This is a genomic window from Paenarthrobacter ureafaciens (assembly GCF_004028095.1).
In the GTDB taxonomy this organism is placed as follows: domain Bacteria; phylum Actinomycetota; class Actinomycetes; order Actinomycetales; family Micrococcaceae; genus Arthrobacter; species Arthrobacter ureafaciens.
In genome coordinates this window covers 613417-627222 of sequence record NZ_SBHM01000006.1, presented here as the reverse complement: position 1 = coordinate 627222, position 13806 = coordinate 613417, and the positions used below count along the sequence as shown (strand labels likewise).

The window sequence follows — 13806 nt, the reverse complement described above, 5'->3', positions numbered from 1 at the left end:
GCGGATGAATCCTCCACTGCTTTCGCTCAAGTCAGCCCACCCCCAAGCACGTCTTGAGGCGCAGGAGGCCGTCCCGGATCCGGGACTTGATGGTCGGCACGGCTGCGCCGAGTTTTTCTGCGACTTCCCGATACGTGAGGCCGCCGTAATAGGCCAACCGGACAGACTCCTGCTGGGTTTCGGTCAGTGTTCCCAGGCAGCGGCTCACAGCTTCGGCTTCGAGGTTGGTTCCAACTTCCTCGGCCACGACGTCATGGTCGGGATCCTGGCTTGCCGCACTGTACCTGGCTTCGCGGTCCGAGGCGGCCTGGACTGCCCGGACGCGGTCAATGGCCCGGCGGTGGGCGATGGTCATCAACCAGGCCATGGGGCTTCCCGCCGAGGAATCGAACTTGGCAGCGCCCTGCCACACCTGCATGAAAACTTCCTGGGTGGCATCCTCGCTGAGGTCCGGGTCGATCAGGACGCGTTTGGCCATCCCGTAAACGCGTCGGGAGGTGAGCCGGTAGAAATCCGCAAAGGCCTGCTGGTCGCCGTTGGCAACCAACTCAAGCAAACCGGCCAACTGCGAACCCACGTCAGTTGCCGGGGCGGTTTCAAAAACCGGGGGAGCGGGGTTGTTGGGGGTGTCCATCACGTTCAAGCATATGTTGTCCAAGGGCTGACGTGCAGGCCAACCGGGCCCAGATACTGTCGCTGGAACATTGCGTGGCGGCATGCCCCTCTCCAGCGTACTCACATGCGTCTCCTTCCCGGCCTTCGGCGGCTTTTTCCCGCATCAGGTATTCGGAGCCGCAGCCGGTCCGGATGGCTACAGTTTGGCTCCGGCGAAGCCGTTCTGGCGCCATGCCTCGAACACGGCGATGGACGCTGCGTTGGCCAGGTTGAGCGAGCGCAGGGAAGGAAGCATGGGCAGCCGGACGCGTGCGGTGACGTGCGGGTCCTGCTTCAACCACTCAGGCAAGCCGACGGATTCGGGCCCGAAGAGCAGTACGTCGCCCTCTTGGTACGCGATATCCGTGTAGGTTGTGTCGCCGTCGGACGTGAATGCGAAGACGCGTTGCGGCTGGAGTGCAGCCCAAGCGGCGTCAATGTCCTGATGAACGGTCACGACGGCGAGGTCATGGTAATCGAGGCCGGCACGGCGAAGTTTTGCGTCCGAGAAGTCGAAGCCCAGCGGCTCAACCAGGTGGAGCTCAGCGCCGGTGATGGCGGCAAGGCGGATGGCATTTCCGGTATTGCCGGGAATTTCGGGAGTGTGGAAGAGGATGCGGAACACCGTCCCATCCTAGCGATGCCGGGAGCGGCTGCAGGTCAGTGCATGCCCCGCAGCAAGCGTGCCAGGACCGGCACAACCACGGTGTTCGGCGCCGGCCCGGAACTGAGGAACTGCTTGAGCCCCCGGGCCAGGCCTGCACCGTTGACTATTTCTACTCCGCCTCCGGAACGGGATTTGCCGTAGTGGTCGATCACGGGCTCGTGCAGATTGCCGTCGGGGCTGTGCAGGACAACCCACCCGGTGACGTTGAGCTCGGGAAAAAGGTCCTGCATGTGCCTGACGATGTGGGCCAGTTGCGGGGGAGCGATGGAGCGGCCGCCGTGGCGCAACGATTGGCCGTCCCAGGCATAGGCACCCTTGGGGAGCAGCATCGAGCCGACCAGGGCGAGCCGGTATCCGGACAGCACCGCGTGGTCAATGTGGTTGTTGTCCGACGGGGACCGCAGCCCGTTGATGAGCCTGGCCGCAGGAATAGCTGACAGGACCTGTTTGCTGATGAGCTGGACTGTCCGCGTTTCCCGCTGGATACGGGCTTCTGCCCCGAAGATGCCCCGCCTGCGGGGCATGCCATGCACTTGCTGCACGGCCTCTGCCCGGGAAATGAGGGGAACTTCGTTGGGGTCATCGAACGCGGGAACGTACACCGGGGCGTCCCCGGCGGTGTTGCGGGGGGACTGCGGGCGCCTGACTCCTGCGGAAGTGGCGGACCCGCTGGCAGGTCCCTCGTAAGCTGCTGCTCCGGAACGGCCCGGGGCCGGGGTATTGGCGGCGTACCTGCGGTCGTACTCCGCCCGGCGGCGCGGGTCGATCAGGGTTTCGTAGGCCAAGGTAACCCGGCGGAAGATCTCAGCGTCTCCGCCATGGTCCGGGTGTGCCTTCCTGGCGGCCTTGCGGTAGGCCTGTTTGATCTCCTTGTCCGTCGCGGTGACGGACACGCGAAGGACCTGGTAATGCGAACTGTTGCCCTCGGCCAAGCACAGGCCCTTCTCTAGTCTGGTGCGTCCCTCCTTGCATCCACAGAGGAGGGGCGCGGTTCGGCCAGTTTATCCAGCCAACAGTTGAACGTTCGCAGCGGTGGCTCTGGTTCCCGGCAGGGCGGCTAGACTCAGTCGGGCAGGACAGCGAGTGAGGAGCAACAGTGGTACGCAATGTTCGACGACGGCTGCTTGGCTTGGGTGCCGTGGCATCAGCCGCAGTCCTCGGCGCCTGTAGCGTCAACGTACCTGACCCGGCCGCTCCGAAGCCGTCGCCGGTGGAATCCACGTTATCGACACCGACTATTACGCCCGGCCACGATGCAGCTGCTGTCGCGGCGAAGGATCTGCCGTTGAGCGCCGGGGCCAGCCTGGTACCGGGGGATCCGGTGACCATGGAGTCCAAGTTGCAGGAAGTCCCGGGATGGTCGTTGGTCCATGCAGCAAAGCAGGGCGAGGACGAATATAAGAAGTCCGATGGCTGCGTGGCGGTCACCCGCGTCTCGATCAATCAAGGGCCCCTTGTCGAAGCCGGAAACGACGAGGCCTCCACAAAGGCCGTGTTCCAGTACATGAATCCCGCGATCGACCCCGGCCGGCTGACGCCGGTGACACTTCGTTGGGGGCAGGATACGGACAAGCCGCTGAGGAAAGTGGAACTGCTGGCGCTGGAATCCTCAGCGGCAAATGGTGGTGCTTCCGCAGTGGTTTTGGGTCGGCTGTTCAGCGGCCCGGCCGCGTCCGTTTACGTGTCCATCACGTGCCCCGATGACGCCGCCCTGGCCAAGGCGAGGGCCGACGTCGAATCCGGCGTGGTACTGGTACCACCCGCCTGAGCACCTGCCGGACTACTTCCCGTGCCTTGAAGCAAGCCGGTTCAAGGCCAGGGCGCCAACCAGGAGGCCGAAGTCCCGCAGGGCGACGTCGAAGAAGCTGCCCAACACCAGCAGGTTGACGATGATCCCCAGAAGCCACAAGGCCACAATGACCGAGCCTATCCGTGGCCGCAGGGCGACGATGATGCCGGCAATGATCTCGATGATGCCCACGCCATACATGAAGGTCTGGGCCGGAACCGGGATGACGGTGGTCGCCGCGGGCGCCAGATAGGCGGTCCAGTCCGTGAGCAGGTTGGTGAACTTGTCCAAGCCGAACAGGATGGGCGCCACCGTAAAGATGGTGCGCAGCAAGACGAACGCCTGACGGGATGTGCGGTCCTCCAACACCGTGGTGGTGGAGACGGCGTGTGCAGTTGAAGGTTTCATGGCGATGCTCTCTTTCTATAAATAGGTATCTTGATTTTAGAATCGCCGGGATGATGAATCAACGAATGTTGTTTTTAGAGATAGTCTTGAACCATGAGCAAGCAAAAGGCACCGTGGCTCGCCAGGATTGCGGCGCTGGCTTCCATGGACGACGTGAACCGCCGTGCCCTCTTCAGGTATGTTGGCGACGCGGGCGATGCAGTGGGGCGGGACCAGGCGGCAGAAGTACTGGGTATCCCGCGCAGTACCGCGTCCTTCCACCTGGATCGATTGGTCCGTGACGGAGTGCTGCAGGTTGAGTTCCGGAAAACCTCGGCCAAAAGTGGTCCGGGTTCCGGGCGGCCTTCGAAGTTCTACCGGACGGCCGTGGATGAAGTGGGCGCTTCGGTTCCGGACCGGCACTATGACCTTGCCGGGGACGTCATGGCGCGTGCCATCTCCACATCTCTTGGCAACGGCGGGTCCGTTGCGGAGGCCCTTGAAGCGGCTGCCCACGGCAGGGGACGCGAATCCGGACGGCCCGGAGAATTTTCAGCCGTCCTGGCCGATCTTGGGTACGAACCCGTGGAGGACGGCAGCGGTGGATACAGGCTGCTCAATTGTCCGTTTCACCGGCTGTCCCGCGACCATGCGGAGGTGGTGTGTGCCATGAACGGAGCGTTGCTCAAGGGGGCAGCGGAGTCGTCCGGGCTGCCGGCTGACTCCGTGGTGCCCGATCCGGGGCCCGGCCACTGCTGCGCCCGCATCACCGCAGCTCGATAGAATTGCAGGGTGCCCGTATACCTTGACCACGCCGCCACCACCAGCATGTCGGCCGAAGCGCTCGCCGTCATGACCCGCGAACTTGCCCGGACGGGAAATCCTTCCTCCCTGCACAGTGCGGGACGCCGGGCGCGACGGACGGTGGAAGAGGCCCGTGAAACGCTTGCCGCTGCCGCGGGTGCGCATCCTTCCGAAGTCATCTTCACCTCCGGCGGTACGGAGGCCGACAACCTGGCCGTCAAGGGCTTGTATTGGTCCCGGCGGGACGCGGACCCGAAGCGGACACGGATACTCTGCTCCGCCATCGAGCATCACGCCGTCATGGACGCGGTGGAATGGCTCGAGCGGCACGAAGGTGCCGAGGTTGCCTGGCTTCCTGTTGACGCTCAAGGCGTGGTCCGGTTGGACGCCGTTGAGAGCGAAATTGAGCGTGATCCCGGCTCTGTGGCCTTGGTGACCGTCATGTGGGCCAACAACGAGGTAGGGTCCATCCAGCCCATCCCGGACGTCGTCCGGCTGGCGGCCCGCCACGGAATTCCGGTTCATGCGGATGCCGTGCAGGCTTTCGGCGCCGTGCCTTTGGACTTCCGCTCCTCCGGCCTGGCGGCCATGTCGGTCTCCGGCCACAAGATCGGCGGACCCGTAGGTGTGGGCGCCCTTTTCCTGGGCCGGGCCGTCTCCCTGACGCCCGTGCAGCATGGCGGCGGCCAGGAGCGCGACGTGCGCTCAGGGACGCTGGACACCCCGGCCATTGCGGCCTTCGCTGCTGCCGCTGAGGCCGCCGTCGCCAATCTGGACGGCGAAGCCGGGCGGCTCGGCTCGTTGCGTGACCGCCTCATTGCCGGCGTGCAGAAGGTAATTCCTGAGGCAGTGCTGCGCGGCGCTCCGGCTCAAGGTCGCTTGCCCGGCAATGCCCACTTCACGTTCCCCGGCTGCGAAGGTGATTCGTTGCTGTTCCTGCTTGACCTGGCCGGAGTCGAGTCCTCCACCGGTTCTGCCTGCACCGCGGGAGTTCCCCGGCCCTCCCATGTCCTGCTCGCCATGGGCTTGGACGAAGACACCGCGCGGGGCGCTCAGCGGTTCAGTCTGGGCCATTCGTCCACAGACGCTGACGTGGAAGCCCTATTGAAAGCACTGCCGGATGCGTACGCGCGGGCACGCCAGGCGGGTATGGCCGGCCATGAATCGAGCATCCAGACGGCCGCCACCGAAGCCCGGAACGGTATCCGGGCCTAGCTTGCGCGGTCTGCGGATGGGTTGCGGGACCTCCTGCTATGCAGCAGCCGCAAACTCCTCCAAGGGGTTGGCCGGATCCAGGAGTCGCGATACGTCTACGGGGACGCGCCCTGAAATCAACGCCTTGATCGGTTTCTGGACCCGCCTCTGGTTAACGCTCATCCCTGCCACCACCTGACCCGTGCCGCCCTGGGCGTTCCGGATCCAGAATGCGGTAAAGCTCCCGTCCTCCATTGAGCCCCTGATGGCGGGCTCGATGCCGGTAGTGAGTGACGGAAAACCGGAGTATTCCATGCTGAGGGTGAACTGGTCTGTATAGAAGTACGGGACCGCGTCGAGGACGGCGTCCTGGCCCAGCATGGATTTGGCCGCCACCTTTCCCCCGTTGAGGGCGTTGGCCCAGTGCTCGCTGCGGTGGTGCTCACCGGTAAAGGGGTGCAGCGCATTGGCTACGTCTCCGGCTGCGAGGACGTCCGGTGCGCTGGTGCGCAGTGAGGCATCCACTACGACGCCGTTGCGCACCTCAAGGCCCGCCGCTTCGGCCAGTGCCGTGTCGGGAGCGACGCCGACGGCGATGATCGCCAGGTCCGCTGGAATCTCAGCCCCGGTGTTGGTGGTGACGGACGAGGCGTGCCCGCCGCGTCCTTCGATGGAAACCGCACTGGCCGACAGATGGAATCTGACTCCGTTGTCTTCGTGCAGCCCCCGGAAGTAGGTGCCCAGTTCGGGGCCGATGGCTGTGCTCAGCGGGATGTCCTCCAGGCCAAGCAGGGTGACCTCGTTGCCGTAGCTCCGTGCCGCCGCCGCGAGTTCCATGCCGATCCATCCTGAACCGATCATGACCACCCGCCGTCCGCCTTGCTCCAGGAGCGAACGCAAGCGGATGCTGTCGTCGAAGGTCCGGAACGTCATCACGCCTTCAAGTTCCGAGCCGGGGAGGGGGATGCGCCGGGGTTGGGCTCCTGTTGCCAGCAGCAACTTGGCGTACTGCCGGAGGCTCCCGTCGTCCAGGGCGACCGAGTGCTCCCTGGTATCAATGGCTGTCGCGGAAGTGCCCGTGAGGAGTTCCACGCCGTTTTCCACGTACCACTGCGAGGGCATGACCGGCACCGATTCCTCATCGGCCTTTCCCAGGAGGAACTCTTTGGAGAGCGGAGGGCGGAGGTAGGGAATCCGGGGCTCGGCCGCAAGGAGGGTTATGGGTCCTTCGAACCCTTCAGTGCGCAGTGTCTTGGCGGCGGTAGCGCCAGCCAGGCCTCCGCCGGCTATGACCATTGGTTCAGTTGCCATGTCAACTCCGATTCTAAAACTGGTCTCTTTGACTTTAGAAGCGTCGGGGACGGCAGTCAAGGAAAACTGTCCGCTCAAATGAATCGGCTAGAATAGATGGGCGCGCCGACTGATCTGAGCCGGATCCGTGCCACCAATCCCCATCACAGAAAGCCAGCATGCGAGTACTTGCAGCAATGAGCGGCGGAGTTGACTCCGCTGTAGCAGCCGCCCGGGCAGTTGAGGCCGGGCATGACGTCGTCGGAGTCCATCTGGCGTTGTCGCGCATGCCTGGAACCCTCCGGACGGGAAGCCGTGGCTGCTGCACCATCGAGGACTCCCGCGATGCCTGGCGCGCCTGCGATGTCCTGGGGATCCCGTACTACGTCTGGGACTTCTCGGAACGCTTCAAGGAAGACGTCGTCCAGGACTTCATTGATGAGTATGCGGCAGGTCGGACGCCGAACCCCTGCATGCGCTGCAACGAACGCATCAAGTTCGCTGCGCTCCTTGAAAAGGCCATCGCCCTGGGCTTTGATGCCGTGTGCACCGGCCATTATGCCAAGGTCATTGAGGATGCGGACGGCAACCGGGAGTTGCATCGTGCCGCGGACTGGGCAAAGGACCAGAGCTACGTCCTGGGCGTCCTTACCCATGAGCAGTTGAAGCATTCCATGTTCCCCCTGGCTGACACCCCCTCCAAGGCCGAGGTGCGGGCCGAAGCGGAACGGCGCGGCCTTTCCGTGGCCAACAAGCCGGACAGCCACGATATCTGCTTCATCTCCGACGGCGACACCCGGGGCTGGCTTGCCGAAAAAATCGAGATGACCACCGGAGACATCGTTGATGAAACCGGCAAGAAGGTCGGCGAGCACCCGGGGGCCAACGCCTTCACAGTAGGGCAGCGCCGTGGTTTGAAGCTGGGTACCCCGGCAGCCGACGGCAAGCCACGGTTCGTCCTTGAAATCCGTCCCAAGGAAAACAAGGTTGTGGTTGGCCCGGAGGCGTTGCTGGCCATCGATGAGATCCGGGGGATCAAGGTGTCGTGGGCAGGCCTGCCGATCGCGGAGGTCGCGACAGGCGAGCAGTTCCCGTGCCACGCCCAGGTCAGGGCCCACGGTGATCCGGTTCCGGCAACGGCCCGGGTCGAGTCGGTCCAGGACGATGCCGGTGTTGAACGGACTGAACTTGTGGTCACCTTGACCGATTCCTTGCGCGGAGTCGCGCCCGGGCAGACGGTGGTCCTGTACCAGGGCAGCCGCGTTCTCGGACAGGCAACCATCGACGTCGCCCGCTCACTGCAGAGGGCCGCCCTCTAGCTGGTTGCCTGACAGGCGGGCGGACGCCCATACTTGCCTCAGCAGCGTATCCGCTGCGGTGGGGTCCGCAATGGGGACGGCGATGGCGGTGGCATTTCCGAAGAAGAGCCCTGGTGACATCAAGGCGGGGCAGACGGTCTCAGTGACCGTCCTCGCGGAAGGGCCCATAGGCGCAGCGGGATCGCCGCCGCTGACCGCCCAGGTCAGGATACCCGTAGAACGTCTTCGCCGCGGTCCGACAGGCAATCGCTACGCCGTCCACATCCGTAAATGGCGGGGCACGACCGTTTCCCCGGTGACCCTGACCAGCAAAGGCGATCCATGGCAGCTGTTGTCCGAGCCTCCGCCGTCGGACCTTCGCGAACTCCTGGATGACACCCGCTTCCTGGCCCAGCACGTTTACGGGGTGGCCATGCACACCCTGGATATTTTCGAGACCACCTTGGGCCGTCGCATGCCGTGGAACCCGGAGGGCAGGCTGATCCTCAAGGCCCGGGACCTGGTCACGGCAACAGACACCGGCTACGAGCGCGGGAGCAACACCATCCGCTTCGGTTCCGTTGACCGTATGGGTTACAAGGTGCCCACGGCCCTCTACCGGGACATCGTGGCCCACGAGGTGACCCACGCGATCCTCGACGGGTTCAGGCCGGCCTGGGCGGACCAACTGGCTACGTTGGAGCAGCTGGCCATGCACGAGGCCTTGGCCGACCTGGTGGCAATATTGTCCGTTTTCTCTTCCCGGGACATCGTGTACCGCCAGCTGGAGGCAGCTGCCGGAGGCTTCGAAGCGGGCCAAGCGGTGGATGATGCCTTATTGCTGCGCTCGCTGTTCGACTTTGCCCGTGACCTGTTCGCGCGCGGGCCGTTGCGGGAGCCGTTTGTCGGCGCAGTTCCGGAGAATTGGCAGCAGTTCCCGGAGCCCCATGCGAGGGGAGCCGTCGTAGTGGGGGCCGTGCTCCGTGCCGTGCAGAAATTGTGGTCCGAGCGGAACAACCGTTTCGGGGAAGCGCAGAGCCTGCACCAAAAAGCGGAGTCCGGTTCTATTGTTGCCACGAGGGTATTGCGGATGGTGATCAGGGGGCTCTCCTATATGCCTCCCGTTGACGTCGGGTGGCGTGACCTACTGCGCGGGATCATCGCGGCGGACCTGGACATGGTGCCCGAGGACCCGCATGGTTACCGCGAAGCGCTGCAGGCCGAGTTTTCGGCCATCGGCATCCGGCGGGTGTCGTCGAACAACATCAGCGGCGTGGAGAATTACCAAGGGCTCCGGTATCCCGTCAGGCTTTCCGCGCTGGGCTCCGACCCCCAGGAAGTGCAGCGTTTCGTCTGGGAAAATCCGAGGCTCCTGGACGCGGCCCGCTTGGAGCGCCGAACTCCGTTGAGTTCCACCCGCGTCCGGACATCGGAAAGGGTCTCTCCGGACGGGTTCATTGTCTCCGAAATCGGCGCCTCGTTCATCCAGACTGTGCGGATGAGCAGGCGCGAAGCATTCGTCCGGCTTGGCCTCAAAACGCGCAGGGAGTATGTGGACATCCGCGGGGGAGGGCTGCTGAGGTTCGACGCCGGCGGGCGCCTCGTCTATGCGGCCCTGAAGCCGGTCATGGACAGGGAACGGCAGGGGCTGCTGTTCGGCTCGGACGAGGAACACGACATCGAGGAAGCCGCTTCCTCCGGAGTCAAGGCCAAGTTCCACTCCACTGGAGAGTAGGCGTCACCGGGAAAACAAGCGCTGGACGGACCTTCGTGAACCGATGTCTGCCCTCCTGCGGCCTGCCCCCAACGTCAGCTTCCCCACGCTGCCTTGCGGGCCGCCGTCGTGCCTTCCAGTTGCGCCACCTGGTCAAAGCCCCCCGCTTTCAGCGCTTTGCTGACGAGTTTGAGGAGGTCTGCACGTCCCAGCGAGCCGTCACTCTGGAGCGACCTTGCCAGATGGTAGGTGAAGGCACCGTTATACCGGCCGTCGAAGTAGGCATCGGCGGCTGTTTGGTCGGACCTGCAAGCTGCCATCAGCACGGGTTTTGAGTGCTTGGCCGCCTTGACCATGTCCCTGAGCGTCCGGACGTCGCTGTTTTCCGAGGCGATGACGGCCCTGGGCGTGGGTGCCGGCAGGAAGCGCGGGCGCCTGCCGGGCAGCAGGTCCAGGGACTTAAGCCCGGTTCCGCTGTGACAGGTATCAAGGATGACGTCCATGAGGACCCCATCGGGCAGGCGTTCAAAAATTGCCGACAGTTCATCGTCGGAGATCACTGTGTCAGGATCCCAGGCATCGCCGGCATTGTTGATGTCGTAGCAGGCGAAGGCCTCATCAAGGCGGTCGGGCTCGTCGCCGCTGGTGTCGGGTATCTGGGTTCCATGGCTGGAGAACGTCAAGACGATGTGGTCTGCGGTCCCGTCCACAGCCTTGTCGACCAGTTGCGAGAGTTCGGCCATGACATTCTTCTTGGTGGCTTTCGCATCCCGGAGGACCACGACTTCCTTCGGGGGAAAACCGTACGCGGAGCCCAAAAGGCCGGACAGATCCTCGGCGTCGTTGACGCAGCCTTGGAGCCAGCTTGATTGGGGCAGGAATTTGAACTGGTTGATGCCTACGCAGAGGGCTGCCTTGCTCATGGGCCAAAGATATTCCCGGGGCGGGAGCCAGGCAATGGTCCCCGCCCTTCCACCTGAGCTACTCGCAGGTAAATTTTGTATCTCGAATCACAAAATTGCCGCTTTTTCGGGTGGGAAGTCTGATTGAATCGTGGAATCAAGAGTGCGCTCCGTCACATTCATCCCTTGATGGGGCGCCCAATCCATCGAACAGAAGGTTCACAGATGGCAATGAACAAGAAGGCCCTGCATGGCGTTATCGCGCTCGCGGGCGTTTCCGCGCTCGCACTCACTGCATGCACAGGGCCCTCGGGCGGAGGATCTTCTTCCGCGCCGGCGGCAGCCGGACCCATCGCTTATGGCACTACGGACAAAGTCACCTCCTTGGATCCCGCAGGCTCCTACGACAACGGTTCATTCATGGTGATGAACCAGATCTATTCGTTCCTGCTCAACTCCAAACCCGGCGGGGCGGAGCCCGAGCCGGACCTGGCGGAGTCCTCATCCTTTACGGCGCCCACCGAGTACACCGTCAAGCTCAAGCCCAACCTGAAATGGGCCAACGGGCACACCCTCGACTCGAAGGACGTCAAGTTCTCCTTCGACCGGCAGGTGGCGATTGCCGATCCCGCGGGTCCGTCATCTTTGCTGACCAACATCGAGAGCGTCACGGCCCCCGATGCGAACACCGTGGTCTTCAAACTGAAGCTCGCCAACGACCAGACCTTTGCGCAGATCCTGAGCAGCCCCGCCGCGCCGATTGTGGACGACGAAGTCTTCCCGGCAGACGCTGTGCTTCCGGATGAGGACATTATCAAAGCCAAGGCTTTCCATGGGCAGTACACGATTGACAGCTACAAGAAGAACGAATTGGTGAGTTTCAAGGCTTTCCCGGACTACCAAGGAGTCCTCGGGAAACCGGCCAATGACGAGGCGACCATCAAGTACTACGCCAGCCCCACCAACCTGAAGCTGGATATCCAGCAGGGCAACATCGATGTCGCCTTCCGGAGCCTGAGCGCCACAGACGTCGACGACCTCAAGAAGGACTCCAAGGTCAAGGTAGTCACCGGCCCGGGTGGCGAAATCCGCTACATCACCTTCAACTTCGACACCATGCCTTTCGGCACCAAAGCCGCCGACGCCGACCCCGCCAAGGCCACAGCGGTCCGCCAGGCAATCGCACACCTCGTTGACCGGGAGGCCATTGCCGACCAGGTCTACAAGGGCACCTACCTCCCGCTCTACTCGAACGTCCCCAACGGTTTCCTCGGGGCAAACCAGTCCTTCAAGGATGCTTACGGCGAGGACGGCAAGCCCAGCCTGGACAAGGCCAAGAAGGTGCTTGCCGATGCCGGGATCACCGAGAAGGTGGCACTCAACCTGCAGTACAACCCGGACCACTACGGCGGATCCTCGGGTGACGAATACGCGATGGTCAAGGAACAACTCGAGAAGTCCGGGCTCTTTACCGTCAACCTGCAGTCCACCGAGTGGGTCACGTACAGCAAGGCAAGCCGCGCCGACGAGTACCCCCTGTTCCAGTTCGGCTGGTTCCCCGACTTCAGCGATGCTGACAACTACCTGACGCCGTTCTTCCCCGAGGGCGGGTTCCTCAAGAACCACTACAACAACCCCACGGTGAACGAACTGATCAGCAAGCAGCTCACGGAGGCCGACAAGACAAAGCGCGAGAAGGACATCCAAGAGGTCCAAAACGCTTTGGCGAAGGATATTTCCACGCTGCCACTGCTTCAGGGCGCCCAGGTGGCCATCGCCGGAAGCGGCGTCAACGGCGTCGACAAGACGTTGGACGCTTCCTTCAAGTTCCGCCTCGGAACCGTGTCCAAGTAACCACGCCTCTGCGCTGGGAAGGGGGCGGGACACTTATCCGGTGTCCCGCCCCCTTTGCTGAGCCACCTTCTCCTCGAAGCCCGGCAGGCGCTCCAGCCAAACTCCGCTGAACCAAAGCAGGAATCGCAGGTAGCAAATGACAACACTCGTTGACGTGCCTGACGCCGAACCCGGCGTCGTCACACCCAACAGCAAATCCAGGTCCGGGGGAGGACTTGGCAGATACATCGTGGTCAGGTTCTTCCTGATCATCCCCACGGTCTTCATCCTGGTGACCCTGGTCTTCTTCCTCATGCGGGTCATCGGCGACCCCATCACCGCTGCCCAAGGTGGGCGGCTCCCACCGGACGTCCTCGCACAGCGTATCCATGAGGCCGGCTACGACAGGCCGGTGTTGGTCCAATACTTCGAGTATCTTGGCCAGCTGATCACCGGAAACTTCGGCACTACCATTACCGATCGCCGTCCCGTGGTCGAGGTACTTTTCACCTTCGGCGCGGCCACCTTGGAATTGAGCATCAACGCCCTGGTCGTGGCCCTCGCTGTCGGCATTCCGTTCGGACTCATCGCGGCCCAGCATCGGGACAAGGCTTCGGACGCGGTCCTGCGGCTCTTCGCGATCCTCTGCTACGCCACGCCCGTCTTCTTCTCGGGCCTTCTCCTCAAACTGACGTTTTCGGTATGGCTCGGCTGGTTCCCGGTGGCGGGCAGGGCCTCCACCCGGACCGAGTTGGCCATGAGCAACCTTGCAGCGCCATCGGGCATCTATTGGCTTGATGCGATCAGGAGCGGAAACTTCACGGCACTGGGCGACATCGTTTCCCACGCCGTACTCCCGGCCATCGCCTTGGGTTTGTTGACCGCCGGTGTGTTCCTCCGCCTGGTGCGGACGAACGTCATCGGAACGCTGGGCAAGGACTACGTCGAAGCCGGGCGTTCACGGGGTGTCAGCGAGTACCGACTGGTCACCAAGCACGCCTACAAGCCCGCGTTGATCCCCATCATCACGGTCATGGGCCTGCAGATCGCGCTCATGCTCGGCGGCGCCATCCTCACCGAAACCACCTTCGAGTGGAAGGGCCTCGGGTACCAGCTGGTGCAGTACCTGAACGCCCGCGACTTCGTAGCCGTCCAGGGCATCGTGGTGCTCTTGGCCGTGATCGTTGCCGTCACCAACTTCATTGTCGACATTATTGCGGCCCTCATCGACCCGCGAGTGAGGTACTGACCTTGAGTACTCCTGAACTTACTGC

Annotated in this window: 13 protein-coding genes; 7 read left to right on the top strand and 6 right to left on the bottom strand. The window is 63.4% G+C overall.

Annotated elements, in window-relative coordinates:
• Positions 1-31 precede the first annotated feature (31 nt).
• From sigK to AUR_RS03950, 3 genes are all read right to left on the bottom strand, one after another.
• Positions 32-634 (bottom strand): ECF RNA polymerase sigma factor SigK, encoded by a 603-nt coding sequence (gene sigK, locus AUR_RS03960; protein WP_031216344.1) that lies wholly within the window; start codon positions 632-634, stop codon positions 32-34.
• Positions 635-811: 177 nt separating this feature from the next.
• Complete coding sequence (locus AUR_RS03955) at positions 812-1279, bottom strand: tRNA (cytidine(34)-2'-O)-methyltransferase (protein WP_021471842.1); 468 nt, start codon at positions 1277-1279, stop codon at positions 812-814.
• A 35-nt stretch (positions 1280-1314) separates the two neighbouring features.
• On the bottom strand, positions 1315-2253 hold the full coding sequence (locus tag AUR_RS03950) for a J domain-containing protein (RefSeq protein ID WP_062097292.1): 939 nt from the start codon (positions 2251-2253) through the stop codon (positions 1315-1317).
• Between the two features lie 164 nt (positions 2254-2417).
• On the opposite strand from AUR_RS03950, the gene AUR_RS03945 reads away from it, so the two are divergent.
• Positions 2418-3089, top strand: coding sequence for a hypothetical protein (locus tag AUR_RS03945; protein ID WP_062097290.1), 672 nt, complete (start codon positions 2418-2420; stop codon positions 3087-3089).
• 12 nt (positions 3090-3101) lie between these two features.
• Here AUR_RS03945 and AUR_RS03940 read toward each other — a convergent pair whose 3' ends face one another.
• Positions 3102-3518, bottom strand: coding sequence for a hypothetical protein (locus AUR_RS03940; protein WP_062097288.1), 417 nt, complete (start codon positions 3516-3518; stop codon positions 3102-3104).
• A gap of 93 nt (positions 3519-3611) precedes the next feature.
• Between AUR_RS03940 and AUR_RS03935 the strand changes: the two genes are divergently transcribed.
• Together AUR_RS03935 and AUR_RS03930 are read left to right on the top strand one after the other, a co-directional pair.
• Positions 3612-4280, top strand: coding sequence for a helix-turn-helix transcriptional regulator (locus tag AUR_RS03935; protein ID WP_062097286.1), 669 nt, complete (start codon positions 3612-3614; stop codon positions 4278-4280).
• A 9-nt stretch (positions 4281-4289) separates the two neighbouring features.
• Complete coding sequence (locus tag AUR_RS03930; RefSeq protein WP_062097283.1) at positions 4290-5516, top strand: cysteine desulfurase family protein; 1227 nt, start codon at positions 4290-4292, stop codon at positions 5514-5516.
• A 36-nt stretch (positions 5517-5552) separates the two neighbouring features.
• On the opposite strand, the gene AUR_RS03925 is transcribed toward AUR_RS03930, so the two are convergent.
• Complete coding sequence (locus AUR_RS03925) at positions 5553-6806, bottom strand: NAD(P)/FAD-dependent oxidoreductase (RefSeq protein ID WP_021471848.1); 1254 nt, start codon at positions 6804-6806, stop codon at positions 5553-5555.
• 176 nt (positions 6807-6982) lie between these two features.
• Between AUR_RS03925 and mnmA the strand changes: the two genes are divergently transcribed.
• Both mnmA and AUR_RS03915 read left to right on the top strand, forming a co-directional pair.
• Positions 6983-8104 carry a tRNA 2-thiouridine(34) synthase MnmA gene (mnmA, locus tag AUR_RS03920; protein ID WP_021471849.1) on the top strand — a complete coding sequence of 374 codons (1122 nt, stop codon included), beginning with the start codon at positions 6983-6985 and terminating at the stop codon, positions 8102-8104.
• Between the two features lie 82 nt (positions 8105-8186).
• Complete coding sequence (locus AUR_RS03915) at positions 8187-9818, top strand: gluzincin family metallopeptidase (protein WP_062097281.1); 1632 nt, start codon at positions 8187-8189, stop codon at positions 9816-9818.
• A gap of 74 nt (positions 9819-9892) precedes the next feature.
• Here the strand turns inward: AUR_RS03915 and AUR_RS03910 are convergent, their stop codons facing one another.
• Positions 9893-10720, bottom strand: coding sequence for a caspase family protein (locus AUR_RS03910; protein WP_021471851.1), 828 nt, complete (start codon positions 10718-10720; stop codon positions 9893-9895).
• 204 nt (positions 10721-10924) lie between these two features.
• Between AUR_RS03910 and AUR_RS03905 the strand changes: the two genes are divergently transcribed.
• Together AUR_RS03905 and AUR_RS03900 are read left to right on the top strand one after the other, a co-directional pair.
• A complete protein-coding gene (locus tag AUR_RS03905; RefSeq protein ID WP_062097280.1) occupies positions 10925-12553 on the top strand; it encodes an ABC transporter substrate-binding protein in 1629 nt (542 codons plus the stop codon).
• A 136-nt stretch (positions 12554-12689) separates the two neighbouring features.
• Positions 12690-13781, top strand: a complete 1092-nt coding sequence (locus AUR_RS03900; protein WP_062097278.1) for an ABC transporter permease — start codon at positions 12690-12692, stop codon at positions 13779-13781.
• Positions 13782-13806: the final 25 nt, after the last annotated feature.